This is a genomic window from Streptomyces sp. NBC_00539 (assembly GCF_036346105.1).
GTDB lineage: Bacteria > Actinomycetota > Actinomycetes > Streptomycetales > Streptomycetaceae > Streptomyces.
On record NZ_CP107811.1, the window covers coordinates 3643623 to 3667069 of the forward strand.

At 72.8% G+C, this 23447-nt stretch carries 20 protein-coding genes and 1 pseudogene; 13 read left to right on the forward strand and 8 right to left on the reverse strand.

What is annotated here, in order from left to right; all coding sequences use genetic code 11:
* On the forward strand, positions 1-1626 hold the full coding sequence (locus tag OG861_RS16280; RefSeq protein WP_329196563.1) for a protein kinase domain-containing protein: 1626 nt from the start codon (positions 1-3) through the stop codon (positions 1624-1626).
* 271 nt (positions 1627-1897) lie between these two features.
* Here the strand turns inward: OG861_RS16280 and OG861_RS16285 are convergent, their stop codons facing one another.
* Positions 1898-2560: a response regulator transcription factor gene (locus OG861_RS16285; RefSeq protein WP_329196561.1), complete on the reverse strand. Its 663-nt coding sequence runs from the start codon at positions 2558-2560 to the stop codon at positions 1898-1900.
* A gap of 325 nt (positions 2561-2885) precedes the next feature.
* On the opposite strand from OG861_RS16285, the gene pdhA reads away from it, so the two are divergent.
* From pdhA to OG861_RS16305, 4 genes are all read left to right on the forward strand, one after another.
* The gene (pdhA, locus tag OG861_RS16290) at positions 2886-4085 is read left to right on the forward strand and encodes a pyruvate dehydrogenase (acetyl-transferring) E1 component subunit alpha (RefSeq protein WP_329196559.1); all 1200 of its coding nucleotides are present in this window, start codon (positions 2886-2888) and stop codon (positions 4083-4085) included.
* A 5-nt stretch (positions 4086-4090) separates the two neighbouring features.
* Positions 4091-5071 carry an alpha-ketoacid dehydrogenase subunit beta gene (locus OG861_RS16295; protein ID WP_190185636.1) on the forward strand — a complete coding sequence of 327 codons (981 nt, stop codon included), beginning with the start codon at positions 4091-4093 and terminating at the stop codon, positions 5069-5071.
* A 12-nt stretch (positions 5072-5083) separates the two neighbouring features.
* Positions 5084-6577, forward strand: coding sequence for a dihydrolipoamide acetyltransferase family protein (locus tag OG861_RS16300; protein WP_329196557.1), 1494 nt, complete (start codon positions 5084-5086; stop codon positions 6575-6577).
* Between the two features lie 117 nt (positions 6578-6694).
* Positions 6695-7633 (forward strand): GNAT family N-acetyltransferase, encoded by a 939-nt coding sequence (locus tag OG861_RS16305; protein WP_329196555.1) that lies wholly within the window; start codon positions 6695-6697, stop codon positions 7631-7633.
* An 85-nt stretch (positions 7634-7718) separates the two neighbouring features.
* Here the strand turns inward: OG861_RS16305 and OG861_RS16310 are convergent, their stop codons facing one another.
* A complete protein-coding gene (locus OG861_RS16310) occupies positions 7719-8135 on the reverse strand; it encodes a PPOX class F420-dependent oxidoreductase (RefSeq protein ID WP_329196553.1) in 417 nt (138 codons plus the stop codon).
* A gap of 79 nt (positions 8136-8214) precedes the next feature.
* Positions 8215-9438, reverse strand: coding sequence for a DUF1266 domain-containing protein (locus tag OG861_RS16315; protein ID WP_329196552.1), 1224 nt, complete (start codon positions 9436-9438; stop codon positions 8215-8217).
* 343 nt (positions 9439-9781) lie between these two features.
* Between OG861_RS16315 and OG861_RS16320 the strand changes: the two genes are divergently transcribed.
* The 4 genes from OG861_RS16320 (at position 9782) to OG861_RS16335 (ending at position 15116) form a co-directional block, all read left to right on the forward strand.
* Positions 9782-10852: a hypothetical protein gene (locus tag OG861_RS16320; RefSeq protein WP_329196550.1), complete on the forward strand. Its 1071-nt coding sequence runs from the start codon at positions 9782-9784 to the stop codon at positions 10850-10852.
* A gap of 207 nt (positions 10853-11059) precedes the next feature.
* Positions 11060-13018 carry a C1 family peptidase gene (locus tag OG861_RS16325; RefSeq protein ID WP_329196548.1) on the forward strand — a complete coding sequence of 653 codons (1959 nt, stop codon included), beginning with the start codon at positions 11060-11062 and terminating at the stop codon, positions 13016-13018.
* Between the two features lie 131 nt (positions 13019-13149).
* Positions 13150-13800 carry a GntR family transcriptional regulator gene (locus tag OG861_RS16330; protein WP_329196546.1) on the forward strand — a complete coding sequence of 217 codons (651 nt, stop codon included), beginning with the start codon at positions 13150-13152 and terminating at the stop codon, positions 13798-13800.
* Positions 13797-15116, forward strand: coding sequence for an MFS transporter (locus OG861_RS16335; RefSeq protein WP_329196544.1), 1320 nt, complete (start codon positions 13797-13799; stop codon positions 15114-15116). The genes OG861_RS16330 and OG861_RS16335 overlap by 4 nt, the downstream gene beginning before the upstream one ends.
* A 62-nt stretch (positions 15117-15178) precedes the next feature.
* On the opposite strand, the gene OG861_RS16340 is transcribed toward OG861_RS16335, so the two are convergent.
* On the reverse strand, positions 15179-16003 hold the full coding sequence (locus OG861_RS16340) for a maleylpyruvate isomerase family mycothiol-dependent enzyme (RefSeq protein WP_329196542.1): 825 nt from the start codon (positions 16001-16003) through the stop codon (positions 15179-15181).
* A 137-nt stretch (positions 16004-16140) separates the two neighbouring features.
* On the opposite strand from OG861_RS16340, the gene OG861_RS16345 reads away from it, so the two are divergent.
* Entirely contained in the window at positions 16141-16920 is a 780-nt protein-coding gene (locus tag OG861_RS16345; RefSeq protein ID WP_329196540.1) for a carbon-nitrogen family hydrolase, read from the forward strand.
* A gap of 75 nt (positions 16921-16995) precedes the next feature.
* The gene (locus OG861_RS16350) at positions 16996-17307 is read left to right on the forward strand and encodes a hypothetical protein (protein ID WP_329196538.1); all 312 of its coding nucleotides are present in this window, start codon (positions 16996-16998) and stop codon (positions 17305-17307) included.
* A 51-nt stretch (positions 17308-17358) separates the two neighbouring features.
* Here the strand turns inward: OG861_RS16350 and OG861_RS16355 are convergent, their stop codons facing one another.
* Positions 17359-17853, reverse strand: coding sequence for an LURP-one-related/scramblase family protein (locus OG861_RS16355; RefSeq protein ID WP_329196536.1), 495 nt, complete (start codon positions 17851-17853; stop codon positions 17359-17361).
* Between the two features lie 32 nt (positions 17854-17885).
* Between OG861_RS16355 and OG861_RS16360 the strand changes: the two are divergent.
* Positions 17886-18690, forward strand: a pseudogene (locus OG861_RS16360) (hypothetical protein).
* Here the strand turns inward: OG861_RS16360 and OG861_RS16365 are convergent.
* A complete protein-coding gene (locus tag OG861_RS16365; protein WP_329196534.1) occupies positions 18687-19241 on the reverse strand; it encodes a Uma2 family endonuclease in 555 nt (184 codons plus the stop codon). The pseudogene OG861_RS16360 and the gene OG861_RS16365 sit on opposite strands and share 4 nt — an antisense overlap.
* 102 nt (positions 19242-19343) lie before the next feature.
* Here OG861_RS16365 and OG861_RS16370 point away from each other — a divergent pair, with 102 nt between their 5' ends.
* Complete coding sequence (locus OG861_RS16370; protein ID WP_329196532.1) at positions 19344-21182, forward strand: NHL domain-containing thioredoxin family protein; 1839 nt, start codon at positions 19344-19346, stop codon at positions 21180-21182.
* Between the two features lie 36 nt (positions 21183-21218).
* Here OG861_RS16370 and OG861_RS16375 read toward each other — a convergent pair whose 3' ends face one another.
* Complete coding sequence (locus OG861_RS16375; protein ID WP_329196530.1) at positions 21219-22523, reverse strand: M18 family aminopeptidase; 1305 nt, start codon at positions 22521-22523, stop codon at positions 21219-21221.
* A 102-nt stretch (positions 22524-22625) separates the two neighbouring features.
* Positions 22626-23366: a hypothetical protein gene (locus OG861_RS16380; RefSeq protein WP_329196528.1), complete on the reverse strand. Its 741-nt coding sequence runs from the start codon at positions 23364-23366 to the stop codon at positions 22626-22628.
* Between the last annotated feature and the right edge of the window lie 81 nt (positions 23367-23447).

A 23447-nucleotide genomic window follows, 5' to 3' on the forward strand; every position in this document is an offset into this window, starting at 1 on the left:
ATGGCACCCGAACCCGACGGAACCGGCGCCGGGATGGCCGAGGATCCTGAGCATTGGGGCGCAGGCGGCCTGGTGGGCGACGGCCGCTACCGCCTCACGCACCGCCTCGGACGAGGCGGTATGGCGGAGGTGTTCGCCGCCGAGGACGTCCGGCTGGGCCGCACCGTCGCCGTGAAGCTGCTGCGCGCCGACCTCGCCGAGGACCCGGTGTCCAAGGCCCGCTTCACCCGCGAGGCACAGTCGGTCGCCGGGCTCAACCACCATGCCGTCGTCGCGGTCTACGACTCGGGCGAGGACCGGGTCGGCCCGAACGTCGTCCCGTACATCGTCATGGAGCTGGTCGAAGGCCGCACCATCCGCGAGCTGCTGATCAGCGCGGAGGCCCCGGGGCCGGAGCAGGCGCTGATCATCGTGTCGGGCGTGCTGGAAGCGCTCGCGTACTCGCACCAGCACGGCATCGTGCACCGCGACATCAAGCCCGCGAACGTCATCATCACCAACACCGGTGCGGTGAAGGTGATGGACTTCGGCATCGCGCGCGCCCTGCACGGCGCGCAGTCGACGATGACCCAGACCGGCATGGTCATGGGCACTCCCCAGTACCTGTCGCCCGAACAGGCCCTCGGCAAGGCCGTGGACCACCGCTCGGACCTGTACGCGACCGGCTGCCTGCTGTACGAACTCCTCGCGCTGCGGCCCCCCTTCACCGGTGAGACGCCGCTGTCGGTGGTCTACCAGCACGTCCAGGACGTACCGGTCCCGCCGTCCCAGCTGCCCGAGGGCCAGCACATCCCGCAGGAGCTCGACGGCCTGGTCATGCGCTCCCTGGCGAAGGACCCGGACGACCGGTTCCAGAGCGCCGAGGAGATGCGCGCACTGGTCCAGTACGCGCTGCAGATGCTCCAGGAGCAGGGGCCCAACTCCGGTACGTGGAACACCGGTCCGGTCACCATGGCGCTGCCGCACGGGCAGGCCGGCGGTGGCGCCCCGACGACGCCGATGCGCGGACCCGGCGGGCCGCGCCCGCCGTACGGCCAGAACGCCACGACCTCGCAGTTCCAGCGGCCGATGGTGCCCGCGCTGAACCCGGACGACGGCACGGCCTTCCCGGGTGGCGGTGGCCGCGGCGGGCACGGCCAGGGCCAGGGCGGCGGTTACGGCCCGGGCGGCGGCTACGACGGCTATGACGGCTACGACGACCGCCGGGGCGGCAGCCGCTGGAAGATGTGGGTGTTCGCGGTCCTCGCGGTCCTCGCGATCGCCGGCGGCATCGCCTACGCCGTCAAGACGGTGGGCGGCGGCGGTGGCGGCGGCAACAAGCCGAGCACCACGACCAGCAGTTCCCCGAACGCCTCGCAGAGCTCCTCCTCCTCTTCGGAGACCACCCCCTCCACGGAGCCCTCGGACTCCTCGGATTCGAGCGAAGAGCCCACCTACAAGCCGACCCCGGGCCGCACCAAGTACACGCCGAGCACCACGCCGACGCCGTCGACGGAGCCGACGGCCTCGGAGAAGCCGACGGAAACGGAAAAGCCCCCGACCTCGGACAAGCCGACGCCGTCGGAGAAGCCGACGAAGCCGACCGCGCCGCCCACCGGCGGCGCGGTGAACAACGAAGGCGAATAGGGACGGTCATACGACGGTCACAGGAACGGGCCCGACGGAAGGATTTCCGCCGGGCCCGGCCCTTTTCCGCTTGCAGACCTCCCGGCCGCCGACCAACGCGGCCGGCTCCGGGTCCTGAATGGAATCGCGTTCGCGTGCTGCTCGCGCGCCCCTCGAACGGCACTCGCGCCGCGGTCGTACGCCCTCGCGCACCGCTCGCGCCGCGGTCGTACGCCCTCGCGCACCGCTCACGCACCGCTCGCGCGCCGGTGGGAGGTGCCGGCCTCCTCGGCTAGACGCGCTTCTCCGCCTGGAGGCGCGCCACGTACGCCGCCGCCTGCGAGCGCCGCTCCATGCCGAGTTTCGACAGCAGGCTGGAGACGTAGTTCTTGATGGTCTTCTCGGCCAGGTGCAGCCGCTCGCCGATGACGCGGTTCGTCAGCCCCTCGCCGATCAGGTCGAGGATCTTGCGCTCCTGTTCGGTGAGGTGCGACAGCCGGTCGTCGCCCCTGCCGTTGTTGCCGTCGCGCAGCCGCTCCAGTACCCGCGCGGTGGCCACCGGGTCCAGCAGCGACTTGCCCTCCGCGACGTCCCGTACCGCGCTGAGCAGCTCGTTCCCGCGGATGGCTTTCAGCACGTACCCCGAGGCGCCGGCCATGATCGCGTCGAACAGGGCTTCGTCGTCCGCGAACGAGGTGAGCATCAGGCACTTGATGCCCTCGTCCTGCGAGCGCACCTCCCGGCACACCTCCACCCCGCTGCCGTCCGGTAGCCGCACGTCGAGGACCGCGACGTCGGGGCGGGTCGCCGGGATCCGCACCATCGCGTCGGCGGCCGTACCCGCCTCGCCCACGATTTCGATGTCGTCTTCCACGGACAGCAGCTCATGCACTCCCCGGCGTACCACTTCGTGGTCGTCCAGGAGGAATACCTTGATTTTACCGTTTTCGGGCACGGAGTCAGTTTCACACACTCACCCCTTCCCTGCCGCAGTTACCCGGGATAACGTGCCGTTGTTCCGGCCCCCTGCAAGGCTGTGACCAGTGGTTGTTCCCGCCGCCGCCGATTTACTTGGATATCCAAGCAAAATCGCAGGTCAAACGGGGTTTCGCAGTTATGCGAGGCACTGGGTAACGTGCATTGCGCAGGGCACTCGCCGGGGCACCTGTCACGCCTGAATCCCGTACCTTCCTCGCACCCACCCCGTGCGCGGGTACGCATGCAGGTGAGCCGCACTGGACCCCGGAGAACCCGGGTGCCGGACCGACGGAGGAGCACACGTGACCGTGGAGAGCACTGCCGCGCGCAAGCCGCGACGCAGCAGCGGCACCAAGCGGGCGGCCGGCGCCGATAGCGCCCGCAAGACCGCCGTTGCCACCGCACAGCCGCACGACGCCGAGCCTCAGCTCGTACAGCTGCTGACGCCCGAGGGAGAACGGGTCGAGAGCGCCGACAGCGCGCAGTTCGCCCCCTTCGTCGCCGACATCACCACCGAGGACCTGCGCGGGCTCTACCGCGACATGGTCCTGACCCGCCGTTTCGACGGTGAGGCGACCGCCCTGCAGCGTCAGGGCGAGCTGGGCCTGTGGGCCTCGCTCCTCGGTCAGGAAGCCGCGCAGATCGGCTCCGGCCGGGCGCTGCGCGACGACGACTACGTCTTCCCCACCTACCGTGAACACGGTGTGGCCTGGTGCCGCGGGGTCGACCCGACCAACCTGCTCGGCATGTTCCGCGGCGTGAACCACGGTGGCTGGGACCCGAACACCAACAACTTCCACCTGTACACGATCGTCATCGGCTCCCAGACGCTGCACGCGACCGGGTACGCGATGGGCGTGGCCAAGGACGGCGCGGACTCCGCGGTCATCGCCTATTTCGGTGACGGCGCGTCCAGCCAGGGTGACGTCGCCGAGGCGTTCACCTTCTCGGCGGTGTACAACTCCCCGGTCGTGTTCTTCTGCCAGAACAACCAGTGGGCGATCTCCGAGCCCACCGAGCGCCAGATGCGCGTGCCGCTCTACCAGCGGGCCCAGGGCTTCGGCTTCCCGGGCGTGCGCGTCGACGGCAACGACGTCCTGGCCTGCCTGGCGGTCACCCGCTGGGCGCTGGAGCGGGCGCGCAACGGCGAGGGTCCGACGCTGGTCGAGGCGTTCACGTACCGCATGGGCGCGCACACCACCTCCGACGACCCGACGAAGTACCGGCGCGACGAGGAGACGGCGGCCTGGGAGGCCAAGGACCCGATCCTGCGCCTCAAGGCCCACCTCCTGGCGACGGGCGGCGCCGACGAGGCGTTCTTCGCGCAGCTGGAGGAGGAGAGCGAGACGCTGGGCAAGCGGGTGCGCGAGGTCGTGCGCGCCATGCCCGACCCGGACACCATGGCGATCTTCGAGAACGTCTACGCGGACGGGCACGCGCTCGTCGACGAGGAGCGCGCCCAGTTCGCCGCCTACCTCGCGTCCTTCGAAGGCGGGGAGTGACCACCATGGCCGTACAGAAGCTGACCATCGCGAAGGCGCTCAACGACTCGTTGCGCAAGGCCCTGGAGACCGACCCCAAGGTCCTGATCATGGGTGAGGACGTCGGCAAGCTCGGCGGCGTCTTCCGCATCACCGACGGCCTGCAGAAGGACTTCGGCGAGGAGCGGGTCATCGACACCCCGCTCGCCGAGTCCGGCATCGTCGGCACGGCGATCGGCCTGGCGCTGCGCGGGTACCGGCCCGTCGTGGAGATCCAGTTCGACGGGTTCGTCTTCCCCGCCTACGACCAGATCGTCACGCAGCTCGCGAAGATGCACGCGCGCTCGCTCGGCAAGATCAAGATGCCGGTCGTCATCCGCATCCCCTACGCGGGCGGCATCGGCGCGGTCGAGCACCACAGCGAATCCCCGGAGACGCTGTTCGCGCACGTCCCGGGCCTCAAGGTGGTCTCCCCGTCGAACGCGAGCGACGCCTACTGGATGCTCCAGCAGGCGATCCTCAGCGACGACCCGGTGATCTTCTTCGAGCCGAAGCGGCGCTACTGGGACAAGGGCGAGGTCGATGTCGACGCGATCCCGGACGCCCTGCACGCCGCCCGCGTGGCGCGCGCCGGCACGGACCTCACCCTGGCCGCCTACGGCCCGATGGTGAAGGTCTGCCTGGAGGCGGCGGCCGCGGCGGCCGAGGAGGGCAAGTCGGTGGAGGTCGTCGACCTGCGGTCGATGTCCCCGATCGACTTCGACGGTCTGCAGGCTTCGGTGGAGCGCACCCGCCGCCTGGTCATCGTCCACGAGGCGCCGGTGTTCCTGGGCGTGGGTTCGGAGATCGCCGCGCGCATCACGGAGCGGTGCTTCTACCACCTGGAGGCGCCGGTGCTGCGCGTGGGCGGGTTCCACGCCCCGTACCCGCCGGCCCGCCTGGAGGACGAGTACCTGCCGGGCCTGGACAGGGTGCTCGACGCCGTCGACCGCTCGCTGGCGTACTGAGGAGCCACGTTCATGACCATCCGCGAATTCAAGATGCCCGACGTGGGCGAGGGCCTCACCGAGGCCGAGATCCTCAAGTGGTACGTCCAGCCGGGTGACACCGTCACCGACGGGCAGGTCGTCTGCGAGGTCGAGACCGCGAAGGCGGCCGTGGAGCTGCCGATTCCGTTCGACGGGACCGTGCACGCGCTGCTCTTCGAGGAGGGCACCACGGTCGACGTCGGCCAGGTGATCATCTCGGTGCAGACGGAAGGCCCGGCCGCCGAGGCCCCGGCACAGGAGGTGGCGGCCCCGGCCGCCGCCGAGGAGCCGGCCGCCGAGGCGCGCCAGCCCGTCCTGGTGGGCTACGGCGTGTCCACGGCCTCGACGAAGCGCCGGCCGCGCAAGGCCGCCGCGGAGGCGGGAGCGGGCTCGGCGGCCGCCCCGGCGGCGTCCGCCGCCCCGGCCGCTGTTCCGGCCGCCACCGCCGTTCCCGCGCAGAACGGGACCGGCGCGCTGAACGGCAACGGCAATGGCAATGGCAACGGCACGATGGCCGGGGGCGCCGAGCGTCCCCTGGCCAAGCCGCCGGTGCGCAAGCTCGCCAAGGACCTCGGCATCGACCTCGCCTCGGTGGTCCCCACCGGCGAGGGCGGCGTCGTGACCCGCGAGGACGTGCACGCGGCCGCCGCGGCCGCCGTCGCCCCGCAGACCGCTCCGGCCGCTCCGGCAGCCGCACCGGCCGCCGCGGCACCGGCCCCGGCCGCCGCGGCACCGGCCCCGGCCGCCGCACAGGCACCCGCCCAGGCCCCCGCCGGGGCGACGGCGCGCGAGACCCGCATCCCGGTCAAGGGCGTCCGCAAGGTCACCGCCCAGGCCATGGTCGGCTCCGCCTTCACCGCGCCGCACGTCACCGAGTTCATCACCCTCGACGTGACGCGCACGATGAAGCTGGTCCAGCAGCTCAAGGACGACCCGGACCTCGCCGGTCTGCGGATCAACCCGCTGCTCCTCATCGCCAAGGCGGTGCTCGTGGCCGTCCGCCGCAACCCGGACGTCAACGCGTCCTGGGACGAGGCGGCCCAGGAGATCGTGCTCAAGCACTACGTCAACCTCGGCATCGCTGCGGCCACCCCGCGCGGCCTGATCGTCCCGAACATCAAGGACGCCCACGCCAAGACGCTGCCCGAGCTGTCGACGGCCCTGTCCGAGCTGGTCGCCACGGCCCGCGACGGCAAGACCTCCCCGGCCGACATGCAGAACGGCACGATCACCATCACCAACGTCGGCGTCTTCGGCGTCGACACCGGGACGCCCATCATCAACCCGGGCGAGTCCGCGATCCTCGCGGTCGGTGCGATCAAGCTCCAGCCGTGGGTCCACAAGGGCAAGGTCAAGCCGCGCCAGGTCACCACGCTGGCGCTGTCCTTCGACCACCGTCTGATCGACGGCGAGCTCGGATCCCGCTTCCTGGCCGACATCGCGGCGGTCCTGGAACACCCCCGCCGCCTCGTCACCTGGTCGTAACGCACAGGAGAACGCACGCGGCGCCGGTGGCCGGGCCCCTTCGGGGAGCCCGGCCACCGGCCGTTCGGGCGCGGAAAACTGCTGGCCGACGGCCCCACCCTGCCCGATCATCGGCGGATGATCTTCCGCGCTGCGACCGCAGACCCCACGGACATCGACCGCGTCCTCACCTACCCCGCCGACGGCCCCGTCGACGCGCTCGCCGCCGACCGCATCCGGGAGGAGCTGGCGGCGGGCCGGATGCGCCCCGAGTGGGTCTGGTTCGCCGAGGACGAGGGCGGCGAGGTCCTCGCCCGCGCCCTGTGGTGGGGCCGGGAGGACAGCGAGCGGCCCGTCGCTCTGGACTGCCTCCAGGTCCGGGCCACCGTCGACGATCCGGCCACCGTCGCCGCCGGCCTGCTCGCCGCCGGACACGCGGCCTTCGGGGTCCTGCCCCTCTACAACGCCTCCCTGCCCCGCGACTGGCGCGCCCGCCCCGACGTCGTCGAAGCCGTCGCCTGGCGTCGGGAGGCGGGGCGCAGGGCCGGGCTGACGAACGGGATCGAGCGCCTGCGCTACGAGTGGACCCCGGCCGCCGGGACCGCGGAGCCCACCGGGCGGCTGGTGTTCCGCGAGGGCACGGACGAGGAGTTCGTCGAAGCGTTCGCCCGCGTCTCGGCCGGGAGCCTGGACGCGCACACCCGGACCGAACTGCGCTCCATGGACGCCGTGCAACTGGCCCGGGAGGACGTCGGGTTCTACCGCGACTGCCCGGGCGAACGCTCCTGGTGGCGGCTCGCGGAGCTCCCGGACGGCACCCTCGCCGGGTTCGCCGTTCCCTCGGCGACCCCCTACCACCGCAACGTCGGCTACCTCGGCGTCGTGCCCGAACAGCGCGGCAAGGGCCTGATCGACGAGATCCTCGCGGAGATCACCCGCTTCCACGCCGGTCAGGGCGCCCGCCGCATCACCGCGACCACGGACACCGTCAACGCCCCCATGGCCGCCGCCTTCGACCGCGCCGGCTACGAGGTCACGGAGATCCGCCTGGTCCTGGAAGGGCCGTCGCGGGCCTGACCGCAGGGCGGGCGGCTCCCGGCCGGGAGACGGGCGGCCCCGGCCGGGAGGGCGGCCCTGTGCCCTCCCCGGCTGCCGTAGGCGCCTAGCCGGCCTTGGTGGCGTTGCCGAGCACGTTCGTCGGGGTGATGCGCAGGACCACCCGTACGTTCTCCGCGGGCGCCTGCGCGTACTCCCGGCCCGCGCCCGGTCCCAGGTACTCCTCGGCGATCCGGACGGCGACGGTCCGCCCCGTGTCCTCGGAGACCGAGGCGGTGCCGCGGATCTCCGCGTAGAGGAACGGGTTGGTCAGGTCGAAGACGGTCAGGCCGACCCGCGCGTCCCGGGCGATGTTCCGCTCCTTGCGGCGACCCTGCTCGGTGGAGACCAGCACGTCGTCGCCGTCCCGGGTCACCCACACCACCGAACTCTGCGGTCCGCCATCGGGGTTGAGCGTCGTCAGGATGGCCGGATGCGGCGCGTCCAGCAGTTTGCGTACGGTGTCGTTCAGCTCAACGGTCATGCCGCACAGGCTAGTTGGCCGGCGCACGGCGGCGCGCCGGGTTCCGCGGCCCGCGGTGCGACTACCCGAGGTCCGCGCGTCAGCCCCAGGCGAGGTTGAGCCACGGGCTTCCCGGGTCGCCCGTCAGTTCGCGGTGCGCGGTGACCATCTCCTCGTACCACCGCCCGAACTCCTCCTCGTCGAACTGCATGCAGCGCCCGAGGACGAACCCCGCCGACAGCTCCTCCCAGGACCGGTACGCGAGCCGGCACGCCTTTCCGGCCCGCACCACGACGTCCTCGGCCTCGGCGAGCGTCCCGAAGCGGGCGCCGACGCCCCAGCGGGCCATCTGGGAGGCCCGGCCGTAGTCCCACGCCTCCACCGACCGCACGTACTTGCCCTCGCCGAGCACCCCGTCCGCCCGGAACCGCTGCTCGTAGCGGGTGATCCGGCCGATGACCCGCTGCACGCCCGCGATCTCGCCCTCGACCTCGGCTGTCGGACGCGGCTGGGCGACCGTCACCCCGTCGGGGGTCAGCCGGGGCTCGGCGGCCCGCTCGGCGTTGGCCCGCAAGGTCGCCTCGGTGGCGTGGCGCCAGTGCTCGATGTCCACGGGTCCGGCGAACTCCTGGGCCAGCGCCTGGCGCACGCGGAGCGCGAACTCCCACACCGGACTGACCATGTCGGCCCGCAGCAGCCGCTCGGTGGTGACGAGCCACTCCTCGCGGGTGGTCACGCCCCAGCTGTCGCGGAGCGTCTCGCGCTCCTTGGTGTAGCCCTGGCCGTGGTAGGCGAGGGAGTTCCAGAACATGCCGTTGCGCACGGACAGGTGCGCGCCGCAGGCCAGCCCGAAGGCGACGGGGCCGTGCAGGGGCCCGCCGACGTGGAGGGCGTGGACCTTGCCCTGTTCCAGGCCCACGTACCGCGGCCGGCGGCCGTCGTGCAGGGCCCAGGTGGCGCGGTGGGCGGGCGAGGCGGGCAGGAGGGTCTCGAAGGGGGTTCCGGGGTTCACGGCCAGGAACGGGGGCCCGTCGGGCGGGAAGCTCTCGCAGAACCACCCGAGGTCGACGCTCTCGAAGACGAGCTCGGGAGTGGGCGCGGGCAGCATCCCCTCCGTGAAGACCACGTACGCCTCGGCGCGCGCCTGCGGCAAGTGGACCCGCTGACGGCGCACCTGGGTGGGGTGGGCGTCCTGGAAGGACCGTTCCTGCGGTACGAAGAGATCGGCGAGCGCGAGGGCGTCGAAGAACGCCGGCCAGTTCCCGGCGGCCTTGGCCTCTTCCAGCTCTCGTTCTATGGCGCTCGGTGCGGTCCAGGTCCCCATGGGGAAACCCTATCCGTGCGTATCGGGCGCCAGTTCGGGCCTCCCGTGCCCCCGGCGGCCGCCGCGTCTTCGTCGGCCCGGCCCGCGAGGGGGAACCCGACGCCCGGCCCCGATCGTTACGCTGTGTGACGACGGTGCGTCCATCCGGGTCGCGCTCCGGGGTGATGGGGTTCGGGCAGGTCAGGCAGGTGATTTACGCCGTTGCGCGGCGTGTCGGCGGCTGTGGAGGAGCAGCTCCGGTTGCGGGCGGTGACCGGCTGTCGGTGAGTGGTATGGGGCAGCTCCACGGCCCCGCGTCATCCCGGACCACACGGTCATCACATCGCTGAACAGGAGAGAGCCGTTGCACCGCATCACCCGCTACTCCATCCCCGCCGCCCTCTGCGTGACCCTGCTGACCGCCTCCCCGGGCATCGCGGCAGCCGTCTCCTCGCCCGAGCGCCCGTCCGTCACCTTCGCCGGGCAGACCGTTCCCGGCAGTGAGGCGCTGCTCGCCCAGGCGCAGTCGCTCGCCGCCGCCGCCGAAGTGGTCGAACCCGTCACGGACCTGCTCTCGGCGGTGCTGAAGTCGCCGAACGGGAAGGTGTCGGAGGCCGAGCTGGCCGCCGTCAAGAAGCAGCTGGAGCCCGCGTTCGCGGAGCTGCGCCAGAGCCTGCCCGAGTCGGCGAAGCCGCTGCCGGCCCCCGTACCGGCGGACCCGGCGGTGGCGAAGCCGGTGATGGCCAAGCCGGTGATGGCCGAGCCCGCCGACCCGCCGGCCGACCCGGCGGCCAAGCCCCCGGTCGCGCAGCCTCCGGTCGCCCAGCCGGCGAAGCCTCCGGTTGCCGAGCCGGCGAAGCCTCCGGTTGCCGAGCCGGCGAAGCCTCCGGTTGCCGAGCCAGCCAAGCCCCCGGTCGCGCAGCCCCCGGTCGCCCAGCCGGCGAAGCCTCCGGTTGCCGAGCCGGCGAAGCCTCCGGTCGCGCAGCCCCCGGCGGCCCAGCCGGCGAAGCCTCCGGTTGCCGAGCCGGCGAAGCCTCCGGTCGCGCAGCCCCCGGCGGCCCAGCCCGCGAAGCCCCCCGTCGCGCAGCCCGCGAACCCGGCGGCCCCCGTGGCGAAGCCCCCGGTCGCCGAGCCCGTGAAGCCGGCCGACCCGGCGGCGAAGCCCCCGGTCGCGCAGCCCGCGAACCCGGCCGCCCCGGCGGCCAAGCTCCCGGTCGCGACTCCGGTCACCGCACCGAAGGCCGCTCCCGTCGACAAGGCCGCCGCCGCCGTCGACAAGCTCAAGGCCTCCGTCGACGGCCTCCTCAAGGTCGCCGAGACCGGCAGCAACTCCGCCGACGCCAAGGCCAAGGCCGACACGGTCGTGACCGACCTGGGCAACGTCCTCCTCGTCATGGTCAACGGTTCGGGCCAGCAGAAGGCGCCCACTGCCTGAGCGCCCCCCAAAAAACCCTGCGTCCCCGGCGACCTTCGCGCGCCGGGGACGCAGCGGTGCCCGCCCCCGTCCCCGCCGGGGCCCGCACCGTACGACCCCCGTGCCACCGCGCGACCGCGCAACCCCTCTTGACGCCCCCCTGCGCCGGGGAGACGCTCCCGGGTCTCGCCCGCATCCGAACGGGCGATCGCGCACTGGGGGGCCGGTATGCCGCAGGAGTCCGTGCGGACGGCGGGGGAGCTGCGCGCGCGGCTCGCGGAGCTGGGGGCACGCTGGTCCGTCAGCGAGCACCTCGCCGACGGAGAGCCGCTCCCACGCCCCTCCCTCGGCCTGGCCGGCCCGTCGCGCCCGACCACCGCCGCCGAGGCGGGAACCGTGGATCTGCGGGCGCTGGTCGGGCACGTGAGCGGCAACCCACTGCTGACCCGGCGCAGGACGGCGCACGGCCTGCTGCCCGACCCCCGCAACGGCCCCGACCCCCGCACCGGCACCGGCACCAGCTCCCGCACCCACACCCGCCCCGGCACCGGCGGAGCCGCGGCGCTCGCGCTGCCGACGGCCGTGGACTGGCGCGAGCGGTGGGGGTGGCGGTGGATCACCCGGGTGAAGGACCAGAACCCGTGCGAGTCCGGCTGGGCCTTCGCGGCGGCCGGCCTGGTGGAGTCCATGGCCCGGATCGAACACCACGTGTGGGCCGTGCGGTCCGAGGGGGACGTGCGCGACGGACTGCGGCTGACCTGCGGCCAGGGCTGCGACCCGGAGACCGCGCTCGACTGGATCCGGGACAACGGCGGCCTCGCGGACCCCGACTGCCGGCCCTACACCATCCCGCCGCCCGGCCTGCCCGCCGAGCGGCGCGCCGCCTGGGGCTCCGAGTACACGCCGAGCTGGGACCGGTCGGGCCGGACGGTGCGGATCACCGACTACGTGCGGCTCGGTGACGTCGGGCAGCAGAAGGTGTGGCTGGACACGGTCGGCCCGCTGACCGCCTGCCTCGACGTGTACGAGGACTTCTTCGGGCTCGGCTCCGGCGTGTACCACCGGACGAGCGACCGACTGGCGGGCGGACACTGCGTGTTGGTCGTCGGCTACGACGACGCGGCCGGGTGCTGGCTCTTCAAGAACTCCTGGGGCGCGGGTCACCACACCGGCGGCTACGGGCGGATCGCGTACGGCGAGGCCCGCATCGACCACTGGGCCAAGTGCGGTCTGACCGGCACCAACGTCGACCCGTGGAGCAAGCGTCGCCTGCACGCGGGGAACGTCTACGAGAGCGGCAACGGCCGCGGCCACCGCAACTTCGAACTCGCGGCCACGACGGGTGACGGCAGCCTGCGGCACTGGTGGCGCGAGGGCGAGGCGCCCTTCGCGTGGACCCCGGCCAAGACGTACGCCAACGACGCCTCCGGCCAGCCCGCCTTCACGGGCACCACCTTCAACCGGAACACGGAGTCCCTGCACGTCACCACCGGCGGACGGCTGCGCCACTGGTACTACGAGCAGTCCGGCGGTGCCTGGCGCGACGGCGGCGCCTTCGGGCCGGGGGACGCGGCGATCGGCTCGACCCCGGCCTTCATCCAGAGCGACTACGGCAAGCCCGGCAACTTCGAGGTGGTGGTCCGCACCGTCGACGGACGCCTCAACCACTGGTGGCGCATCAACGGAGCGCCCTGGACCTGGAACGACGGCGGCCGTTTCGCCTCCGGCATCGCCCACTTCGGGCCCGCCCTCGTCCAGACCCGCTCCCGTCACCTGGACCTCGTCGCGACCCGCACGGACGGCCGGATGCAGCTGTGGTGGCGCGACGACCGCGACGGTTTCGCCTGGCATCCCGGCGAGGTGTTCGGCAGTGCGATCACCTCGGCCCCGTGCCTGATCGAGGCGCAGTACGGGGCCACCGACGAGGACACCGCGGGGAACTACGAGCTGTGCGTCGTCGCGGCGGGCGGCCGGGTCGAGCACTGGTGGCGGGGGAACGCGGGCGGCGGCGCCTGGACCCGGGGCGCGGTCTTCGGGCGGGACGCGCTCGCCGTCACGGGGATGCTCCAGGGCAGTTTCGGGTTCGACCTGGAGGTGATCGTCCTGCGCACCGACCGCCTGCTCCAGCACTACCGCCGCGACGGTTCGGGCCGCTGGCACGCCGGGCCGCTGATCGGCCCGGCCTGAGCCTCGACTTGAGCCCCGACTTGAGCTCCGGCTTGAGCCCCGGCTTGAGCCCGCGGCCTGAGCCCCCGGCCGGCCGTCCGCATCCTGGACGGCCGGAACTCTTGTACGGCGCATGTATCTATCCTGTGCGCATGACTTCCGCGCCCCCGGTCGTGACCGCCGCCGACCGCGTCTACCAGCACGTCAAACAGGGGGTATTGGGCCGCCGCTACGAGGGTGGCGTACTCCTCACCGAAGGCGAGGTCGCCGAGGCCGTCGGCGTGTCCCGCACGCCGGTGCGCGAGGCGCTGCTGCGCCTGGAGACCGAGGGGCTGCTCAAGCTGTACCCGAAGAAGGGCGCGCTGGTGCTGCCGGTCTCCGCGCAGGAGATCGCCGACGTCATCGAAACCCGGCTGCTGGTCGAGGAGTTCACCGTCCGCAGGGCCGTGCCCGCCCCGCCCGGCCTGCTGGAGCGGCTCGCCGCCCTCATCGGGGAGCAGCGCCGGCACGCCGCCGACGGGGACCTGGTCGCCCTGATGGCCGCCGACCGGGCCTTCCACGCCGAGATCGTCCGCAACGCCGGGAACCAGATCCTGGGCCGGCTCTACGACCAGCTCCGCGACCGGCAGCTGCGGATGGGCGTGGCCCTGCTGCACGCCCACCCCGACCGGGTGGAGCGGACGCTGGCCGAGCACACCGAGATCCTGGACGCCCTGCGCGCCGGGGAGCCGGAGACGGCCGCCGCCGCCGTACGGGCGCACGTGGGCCGGGTCGAGGCGCTGGTGCGCGGGGCCGGCCGGTGAGCGCCCCCACCGGGCCGCCCCGCCTCCCCCTGGATCCCCCCGGCGGGCGCCGGGCCCTCGCCGTCTGGGCGATCGGCGTCGCCGTCTACTTCGTCGCGGTCATCTTCCGCACCAGCCTGGGCGTGGCCGGGCTGGACGCCGCCGACCGCTTCCACGTCAACGCGTCGGCCCTCGCCACCTTCTCCATCCTCCAGCTGCTGGTCTACGCGGGCATGCAGATACCCGTCGGGCTGCTCGTGGACCGGCTCGGCACCAAGCGCGTCCTGACGATGGGGGCGGTGCTGTTCACCGTCGGACAGCTCGGTTTCGCGCTGGCGCCCTCCTACGGGACGGCTCTGGCCGCGCGCGCCCTGCTGGGTTGCGGCGACGCGATGACCTTCATCTCCGTGCTGCGGCTCGGCACGCGCTGGTTCCCGGCCCGGCGCGCGCCGCTGATGGCGCAGCTGGCCGGACTGGTGGGCATGGCGGGCAACCTCGTCTCCACGCTGGTGCTGGCGCCGGCGCTGCACGGGCTCGGCTGGGTGCCGGCCTTCGCGGGCAGTGCGGCAGCCGGGCTCCTCGTTCTGGTGCCGCTGGTGCTGTTCCTGCGGGACCACCCGGAAGGGCACGCGCCGGCGCCCGTGGCGCGCGCCGGCGGGGGCGGGTTCGTACGCCGCCAGATCGCCGAGTCCTGGCGGGAGCCGGGAACCCGGCTCGGGCTGTGGGTGCACTTCACGACGCAGTTCCCCGCGATGGTGTTCCTGCTGCTGTGGGGGATGCCGTTCCTGGTCGAGGCGCAGGGGCTGTCGCGGACCACCGCGGGCGGGCTGATGACGCTGATCGTCGTCGCGAACATGGGGTTCGGGCTGCTGTACGGGCAGCTCGTCGGCCGCCGCCAGGGCGCGCGGATCCCGCTGGCGCTGGGAACGGTCGCGGCCACCGCCGCGCTCTGGGGCGCGGTGCTGGCCTACCCCGGCCAGCGGGCGCCGATGTGGCTGCTGACCACGCTGTGCGTGGTGCTGGGTACCTGCGGCCCGGCCTCGATGATCGGCTTCGACTTCGCCCGCCCGGCCAACCCGGCCGAACGTCAGGGCACCGCCTCGGGAATCACCAACATGGGCGGCTTCCTCGCGTCCATGACGACGCTGCTCGCGGTGGGCGTCCTGCTCGACGCCACCGGCGACGACTACCGGATCGCCTTCTCGTCGGTGTTCTTCCTGGAGGTGCTGGGCCTGTCCCAGATCCTGCGGCTGCGGCCCGCCGCCCTGGCCCGCGAACGCCTCCCGCTCCCGGCGCCGGGCCCCGACCGGGTGGCCCCGGCCCGCGCCCGTACGTAGGAGCCCGGGCCCGCACCGGGCTTCCCCGTACGCGGGAGCCCTGGCGGCGCGGGCCGGTGGGGTTACGGGGTCACGGCGAAGCGCGTCAGGATGGCCTCCGCCAGGGCGGGGTCGCCCTCGGTCTTCACCCGGTCCGCGACCGCGTGCGGCCGTACCCGCCCCGCCGCGAGCCGCACGTACGTCTGCCAGTCCATCGCCAGCGTCACCGCCGGCCCCAGCGAGGGCGCCTTGTCCAGCGTGCCCCGCCCCTGCGCGTCCACCCGTACGGTCCGCATGAACTCCAGCTCCCCGTGCACGTCGAGCACCACGGCCGAGTTCGGGGGCGCGCCCGCCTCCTTCGCGACCACCTTCGCCAGCCCGGCCAGCAGGAGGTCCCGCGCCACGTACGCGCCCGGCGAGTCCCAGTTCCCGGGGACGCCCAGCGCCGCCCGCAGGTCCTGCTCGTGGATCCACACGTCGAACGCCCGAAGCCGCAGCGCGAACTCCAGCGGCACCTGGTCGCCCAGCGGGCCGCGCACCAGCGTGGCCGGATCCCGCTTCTCGTTGCGGAGCTGGCGCTGGCGCCGGATGATCGTGTACTCCAGCTCGGAGGTCATCTCCGGGGCGGTGTGGTGACGCCGGACGTCAACCTGCACCTCCATGTACCGGGTGAACTCGTCCACCACGTGCCGCAGGTCGCGCGGCAGCGTGTGGATCGGCCGCGGATCGCCGAGCTGCTCGCACTCGATGCCGATGATGTGTGACACCACGTCACGAACCGACCAGCCGGGACACGGAGTCGCCCGGTTCCACTCGCCCTCCGACAGGGGGAGGACCAGCTCGGATATCGCCTCGATGGAATGGGTCCACGCATCGGCATAGGGCTGGAGGCTGGGATGGACGGTCAACGGGACCCCTCGCGTGCTGTTCAGTGGCGCGTTGTGGACTGTGCCCAAAAGTACGCTGCCGGTGAGCACCCCGGCAGCGCTTTCGTGTGACGATCGTAGGCCCGAGCTGACGGACGCAATGCAAGGACGGTGGTAGTGTGCGCGCCTCTCTGATCCAAGTCGCCGTGAACGAGGGCGAGTCGGTCTCTTCCCGACGCGCCCGCGTGGCCGATCTCGTACGGGAGCAGTCCGCCTCCGACCTCGTCGTGCTGCCGGAACTGTGGACGGTGGGGGCGTTCGCCTACGAGCAGTTCGAGACCGAGGCGGAGCCGCTGGACGGCCCGACCTACGAGACGATGTCCAAGGCCGCGACCGACGCCGGGGTCTGGCTCCACGCGGGCTCGGTCGTGGAGCGCGCGGGCGACGGGTCGCTCTACAACACCGCACTGGTGATCTCCCCGGCCGGTGAGCTCGCCGCCAGCTACCGCAAGATCCACCGCTTCGGCTTCGACCAGGGCGAGGCGGTGCTGATGGCCGCCGGGGACACCCTGACCACGGTGACCCTGCCGGAGCAGACGCTCGGCATCGCCACCTGCTACGACCTGCGGTTCCCCGAGATGTTCCGCGGCCTGGTCGACGCCGGGGCCACCACGATGGTCGTCGCCGCGGGCTGGCCGGCCCGGCGCCGCGCCCACTGGACGCTGCTGAACCGGGCCCGCGCCGTGGAGGACCAGGCGTACGTACTGGCCTGCGGGCTGGCCGGCACCCACGCGGGAGTCGAGCAGGCCGGGCACAGCCTGGTCGTGGACCCGTGGGGCGAGGTGCTCGCGGAGGCGGGGCCGGGCGAGGACGTGCTCACGGTGGAGCTGGACCCGGCGAAGGTCGCGGACACGCGGGAGCAGTTCCCGGCGTTGAAGGACCGCCGCCTCGGGCGCTGAGACGACGGTTGGCGAAGCGGCCGCCGGGTATGCGGGCGGCGACGGCGCAAGGAGCGGAGCAGGGGGGCGGGTGCCATGTCGCAGGAGTCCGAAGCCATGGAGGCCATGGTGGAGGCGGCACTGGAGCCGCACGAACCGTCCCCGGGCGAGACCGAGGCCCGCGACCGGGTGCGGGCCGAGGCCACCGGCATGACCCACCACCAGACGGCGGCCGCCCTGGAGCGGGCCGAGGACGCCGCCGCGGGCGGGGGCGGCGCCGACGCGTCCACCCGCGCCGCCCTGGCGGAGTGGCGGCGGATCACCGACCTCCTCGCGGACCACGGCGGCCCGTACACTCCCGAGGCCGACCCCTACGCACAGGGCCAGTTGACCGCGCGCGGCCGCTGACGCGGCTACCCGCCGCGCCGGCTGCCGCCGACCCCGTTGCCACCGCGTCGCCTACCGCTCCTCCCGCTCCTTCTCGGCCATCCGGATCACGCACACGGCGACGGCGATCAGCAGCGCCGCGTCCGCGTCCTCCCGCACCACGTCCACCGCGTACGTCTCGCGGACCCGCAACCACCGGCGGGAGATCAGCGCGAGCAGCTCGCCGTCGTACTCGACCTTGAACTCGCGGTCGAGGATCCGCCCGCTGACGTCCAGTCCGGTGCCCTCGGAGAGGGTGACGAGGTAGTGGTTGCGCAGCAGGGAGAGCCACTTCTTGCGGATCACGGCCAGCCGGCGGCCGTCCCGCTCCAGGGTCATCGCGTCGCGGAAGGCGAGCCACTTCTCCCGCAGGGTGATCAGGATCCGCCCCTCGGGGTCCTTGAGCTCCAGGGTGTCGCGCAGCCGCAGGGCCTTGCCGTCGACGAGGAAGGCCTGCCGGCCGTCCTCGTCCTCGATCCAGTAGTCGTCCCCGATGTCCAGCACTTTGTCCCGTACGAGGTATTTCATGGCCTGATCCGTGCCCGCGATAGGTTTCCGCCATGCCACTGCTCTATGTCACCGACCTGACGTACCCGGCGCGCGGCCAGCCGCTACTGCGACGAGGACATATTCCTCACCGGGCGGCTGCGCGAGCACTTCCCGCTGGCCCTGTGCCACCCGCGCGACGCCGAGGCCCTCATGGGCGGCTTCGACGCGGTCGTGGTCCGCAACAGCGGCCCCGTCCTGTACTACCAGGAGGCCTACGACGCCTTCCGCACCGCCGCCCTCGCCGGCGGCGCCCGCGTCTACAACCCGCTGACGGGGCGCGGCGACATGGCGGGCAAGCAGTACCTGCCGGACCTGACGGCGGCCGGCTACCCGGTGATCCCGACGGTCGACGACCCGGCGCTCCTGCACCTGCTGCCGCGGGTCCCGCAGTACGCGGTGAAGCCCAAGCAGGGCGCGGACTCCATCGGCCTCACCTTCACGGCGGACCCCTCCACCGCGGAGCCGGGCCGGACCTTGATCCAGCCGCGGATCGACTTCGCGTACGAGGTGTCGTTCTACTTCGTGGACGACGCCTTCCAGTACGCCCTGTACGCCCCGGACCCCGACCGCCGCTGGGAGCTGGAGCACTACGACCCGACCCCGGCGGACCTGGCCTTCGCCCGCACCTTCGTCGAGTGGAACACCCTCTCGCACGGCATCCAGCGCGTGGACGCCTGCCGCGCTCCCTCCGGCGAGCTCCTCCTGGTCGAACTGGAGGACCTCAACCCCTACCTGTCCCTCCACCTCGTCCCGACCGACGTCCAGGACGCCTTCGTCACCGCCCTCGCCCGCTCCCTGGACTCCTTCCTGTCCTAGAGCTCGCTGGTGTCGAGGTCCAAGTCGAACGGCTCCGGCAGCCGCACGGCCGTCCCGAACGGATGCGGCCCGTCGACCTTCGCGTAACCGAGCCGCCCGGGCTCGGAGAACAGGGTGACGGTCTTGTCCAACCGGTCGACCAGCAGGTAGAGCGGCGCGCCGTACTCGGCGTACCGCTTGCGCTTGACGACGCGGTCGGTCTCGGCGTTGGACTCCGAGGTCACTTCGACGATCAGCAGGGTCTGGTCGGGGAGGAGGGCGCCGCCGCCTTTTGCCAGCTCCTTGGGGGCGACCGCGATGTCCGGGACGTACCAATTCGCCGAGCCGGGCAGGTCCAGATTGCCCGACCCGGTCACACAGCCCAGTTCCTTGACCCGCGGTTTGATCTGATCGCGGATCTCCTCAGCCGCGTTCTCGTGGTCCCAGTTCGGCGTCACGTTGCTGATGACCCCTTCAATGATCTCGGTGCGGTCGCCGCTGTGGTGCTGGATGGCGTACTTCAGGGCACGCTCGGGGTCGATGCCTTCGCCGTAGTCGTGCGCGGTGGTCATGCCGGACGCCTCCTTCGATGCCTGCGGCCAGCCTGTCACGACGGCCCGCCGAGCGGCGTCACCCCTGGGGGTACAGCTGGACGGGGATGGCAAGCTTGAAGGATGAACGATGCTGCTCCGGCGCCCACCCCCGCGCCCGCACCCCGCAAGCGTGCCCGTGTCCGTGCCCCCGAGCTGATCGGCAAGGGGGGCTGGCTCAACACCGGTGGGAAGGACCTGACGCTCGCCGACTTCCGAGGTCGCATCCTGATCTTGGACTTCTGGACCTTCTGCTGCATCAACTGCCTGCACGTCCTGGACGAGCTGCGCGAGCTGGAGGAGAAGCACCGCGACACCGTGGTGATCGTCGGCGTGCACTCGCCGAAGTTCGCGCACGAGGCCGAGCACGCGGCCGTCGTGGACGCCGTCGAGCGGTACGAGGTGCACCACCCCGTCCTGGACGACCCGGAGCTGGCCACCTGGAAGCAGTACGCCGTACGGGCCTGGCCCACGCTCGTGGTGATCGACCCCGAGGGGTACGTCGTCGCCCAGCACGCCGGTGAGGGGCACGCGCACGCCATCGAGCGGCTGGTGGGGGAGCTGGAGGCCGAGCACGCCGCCAAGGGGACCCTGCGGCGCGGGGACGGGCCGTACGTGGCGCCCGAGCCCGTGGCGAGCGACCTGCGGTTCCCCGGGAAGGCGCTGCTGCTGCCCTCGGGGAACTTCCTGGTGTCGGACTCCACCCGGCACCAGCTGGTGGAGCTCGGCGCCGACGGGGAGAGCGTCGTGCGGCGCATCGGCAGCGGCGAGCGCGGGTTCACCGCCGACAGTTTCAGCGAGCCCCAGGGCCTCGCGCTGCTGCCCGACGGCCGGGTCGTCGTCGCCGACACCGTCAACCACGCGCTGCGCACGTACGACCCCGCCACCGGGGCCGTGGAGACCGTCGCCGGGACGGGCCGCCAGTGGTGGCAGGGCTCGGCCACCTCCGGGCCCGCCCTGGATGTCGACCTGTCCTCGCCCTGGGACGTGGCGTGGTGGCAGGGCAAGGTGTGGATCGCCATGGCGGGCGTGCACCAGCTGTGGACCTGGGACCCCGCGACGGGGACCGTGGGCGTGGCCGCCGGAACGACCAACGAGGGGCTCGTGGACGGGCCCGCCGCCGAGGCCTGGTTCGCGCAGCCGTCCGGGCTGGCCGCGACCGGGGACCGGCTGTGGGTCGCCGACTCCGAGACCAGCGCCCTGAGGTACCTGGAACGCGAGGGCGAGGAGTACGCCGTACGGACCGCCGTCGGCACCGGGCTCTTCGACTTCGGGCACCGCGACGGCGACGCCGCCCAGGCCCTGCTCCAGCACCCCCTCGGGGTGACCGCGCTGCCCGACGGCTCGGTCGCGGTCTGCGACACGTACAACCACGCGCTGCGCCGCTTCGACCCGGCGACGGGCGAGGTCTCCACCCTCGCCACCGACCTGCGCGAGCCCAGCGACGCCGTCCTGGTCGGCGGGGACATCGTGGTCGTGGAGTCGGCCCGGCACCGCCTGACGCGGCTGCGGCTGCCCGAGGAGGCCGTCCGGGTCGACGCGGTCGCCCACCGGACGCAGCGCGCCGCCACCGAGGTCGCGCCCGGCACGCTCCGGCTCGACGTGGTCTTCCAGGCGCCGAGCGGGCAGAAGCTCGACACCCGCTACGGTCCCTCGACCCGCCTCCTGGTCTCCTCGACCCCGCCCGAGCTGCTGGCGGCGGGCGAGGGTCCGGGGACGGACCTGTTCCGCGACCTGACGCTGAACCCGGAGGTCACCGAAGGCGTGCTGCACGTCTCCGCGATGGCCGCGTCCTGCGACGACGACCCCGCCAACGAGTACCCGGCCTGCCACGTCCACCAGCAGGACTGGGGCGTGCCGGTGACCGTCACCGCCGACGGGACCGCCCGTCTCCCCCTCGTCCTCGCCGGGATGGACGCGTAGGGGGTACGGCCCCCGCCCCGCGGGGCGGGGGCCGGCTCAGCCCTCCAGGAAGGCCACCAGCGCGTTCGCCAGCAGGAACGGGTCGTCCGCGCCGCACAGTTCGCGGGCGCTGTGCATCGACAGGATCGCCACGCCGATGTCCACGGTCTGGATGCCGTGCCGGGCGGCCGTGATGGGACCGATCGTCGTACCGCACGGCATCGAGTTGTTGGAGACGAACGTCTGCCACGGCACCCCGGCCCGCTCGCAGGCGCCCGCGAACACCGCGCGCCCGCTGCCGTCGGTGGCGTAGCGCTGGTTGACGTTGACCTTGAGGATGGGGCCGCCGTTGGCGCGCGGGTGGTGCGTCGGGTCGTGCCGCTCACCGTAGTTGGGGTGCACGGCGTGGCCGGTGTCCGAGGACAGGCAGATGGTGCCCGCGAAGGCCCGTGCCCGGTCCTCGTAGGAGCCGCCGCGCGCGAAGACCGAACGTTCCAGCACGTTGCCCAGGAGCGGGCCGTCCGCGCCGGTGTCGGACTGCGAGCCGTTCTCCTCGTGGTCGAAGGCGGCCAGCACCGGGATGTGGTCGAGCTTCGCGTTCCCCGAGCCGGCCGCGGAGACGGCCGCCAGTGCCGCGACGCCCGCGTGCACCGACAGCAGGTTGTCCATGCGCGGCCCGGCCAGCAGCTCGCGGTCGCGGCCCAGGTACGCGGGCGGCTCGATCGAGTGGACCATCAGGTCCCAGCCGGCCACCGAACCCTGGGGCAGGCCCTCTTCCTCCTCCAGGAACGCGATCAGATCGCCCTCCCGGACCTCGCCCAGGCCCCAGATCGGCTGCATGTGGCGCTGCTTGTCGAGCTTGAGGCCGTCGGTGTTCACCGACCGGTCCAGGTGCACGGCGAGTTGGGGCACGCGCAGCAGTGCCCGGTCCACGTTCACCAGCCGCTCGCTGCCGTCGCGCAGCGTCAGCCGGCCGGCCAGGCCGAGGTCGCGGTCCAGCCAGGTGTTGAGCAGCGTCCCGCCGTAGATCTCGACCGCGATCTGCCGCCAGCCCTGTGACCCGGCGTCAGGGACGGGCTTGACGCGCAGGTTGGGGGAGTCGGTGTGGGCGCCGATGATGCGGAACGGGGTGTGCGCGGCGGCACCCTCCGGTACGTACCAGGCGATGATGGCACCGCCGCGGAGTACGAACCTGCCCCCCGTACCCGAGTCCCAGGCGTCCGATTCCGACAACTGCCTGAAACCGGCCTTTTCCAGCCGCTCGGCCGCGTTGGCCACGGCATGGTACGGCGACGGACTGGCCGTCAGGAAGGCCATCAGGTCGTCGGTGTGGCCGCGGTCGAAGTGGGCGGGAGAGGTCATGTGGTTCACCTTAACGACGGTCGTGTTCGCCATGGCCGGACTGCGGCGGATAGCGGAAAGGTCAGGGCGACGCGGGGTGTGTGGCCCGCGGTCCCGTCGTTTTCAGCCCGGCGGACGCTCGAATCTGCGCTGTAGCTGTCGCCGCTCGCCCCGGCGGATGCGCGGGAGCATCTCGGGGGTCTGCGGCGGGCGCTGCGCGCGTCTTTTGCGTCCGGCGCAGAAGATACAGGCCTCGCCCGGCGGGGCATCGGGGTCGATCGGTGCTCCGGGGTGTTCGGAGCATCCGGAGGCGTTGCGGGGGCGGGACAGTTCCCGGGCGACGATGAAGGCGCGGTGCAGGTCGTCCGCGATCCGTACGAAGTCCGCGGCGGGCGAGGAGATGCCGAGGTGGAAGCGCTGGTCCTCGATCGTACGGAGGTACCCCCGCAGCAGTTCATGGGTGTACGGGGGCTCGGGCACCGGGTACCCCAGCCGGCGCTGCTCCCCGGGGACCGGGGCGGCGGGGCCGGGGCGCCCGCCGTGCCTGCGCAGGCCGAGCCTCCGCCGGTCGTTGCAGATCAGGCAGCGGCCCCAGCCGTCGGGCGCCTCGGGGTCGAGGGCGCCGTTGGGGTGCTCGGGGCAGCCGGTGTAGCTCTTGGCGGGGGCCAGGCCGGCGGCGGTCTGGAACGCGGTGTAGAGCGCGTCGGCGAGGCCCTCGTACTCGGCGGGGTGGGAGCCGTCGTACAGCTCCCGGGCGTGGTCGCCGAGGCTGCCCAGCATCGCTTGCAGCTCCTTGAGGGCGTACGGCCGCCCGGTGGGGACGGAGTACCCCCTGCCGTTGCCGTGCTGATCCTGTGGCGTCATGCTTAGAGCGTCCCACGGCCGACTGACAAGCAGGGAATGCGCAGGTCGCGGGCCCTGCGCCGGCCCCGGCGGCCCCAGGTG

Bases quoted from the DNA above. Each gene is read 5' to 3' on its own strand.
- OG861_RS16315 (WP_329196552.1), bottom strand. From the start codon at position 9,438: ATGGGGACCTGGACCGCACCGAGCGCCATAGAACGAGAGCTGGAAGAG.
- OG861_RS16310 (WP_329196553.1), bottom strand. From the start codon at position 8,135: ATGACCGTTGAGCTGAACGACACCGTACGCAAACTGCTGGACGCGCCG.
- OG861_RS16370 (WP_329196532.1), top strand. From the start codon at position 19,344: ATGAACGATGCTGCTCCGGCGCCCACCCCCGCGCCCGCACCCCGCAAG.
- OG861_RS16325 (WP_329196548.1), top strand. From the start codon at position 11,060: ATGCCGCAGGAGTCCGTGCGGACGGCGGGGGAGCTGCGCGCGCGGCTC.
- OG861_RS16365 (WP_329196534.1), bottom strand. From the start codon at position 19,241: ATGACCACCGCGCACGACTACGGCGAAGGCATCGACCCCGAGCGTGCC.
- OG861_RS16350 (WP_329196538.1), top strand. From the start codon at position 16,996: ATGTCGCAGGAGTCCGAAGCCATGGAGGCCATGGTGGAGGCGGCACTG.
- OG861_RS16300 (WP_329196557.1), top strand. From the start codon at position 5,084: ATGACCATCCGCGAATTCAAGATGCCCGACGTGGGCGAGGGCCTCACC.
- OG861_RS16330 (WP_329196546.1), top strand. From the start codon at position 13,150: ATGACTTCCGCGCCCCCGGTCGTGACCGCCGCCGACCGCGTCTACCAG.
- OG861_RS16295 (WP_190185636.1), top strand. From the start codon at position 4,091: ATGGCCGTACAGAAGCTGACCATCGCGAAGGCGCTCAACGACTCGTTG.
- OG861_RS16375 (WP_329196530.1), bottom strand. From the start codon at position 22,523: ATGACCTCTCCCGCCCACTTCGACCGCGGCCACACCGACGACCTGATG.
- OG861_RS16380 (WP_329196528.1), bottom strand. From the start codon at position 23,366: ATGACGCCACAGGATCAGCACGGCAACGGCAGGGGGTACTCCGTCCCC.
- OG861_RS16355 (WP_329196536.1), bottom strand. From the start codon at position 17,853: ATGAAATACCTCGTACGGGACAAAGTGCTGGACATCGGGGACGACTAC.
- OG861_RS16305 (WP_329196555.1), top strand. From the start codon at position 6,695: ATGATCTTCCGCGCTGCGACCGCAGACCCCACGGACATCGACCGCGTC.
- OG861_RS16280 (WP_329196563.1), top strand. From the start codon at position 1: ATGGCACCCGAACCCGACGGAACCGGCGCCGGGATGGCCGAGGATCCT.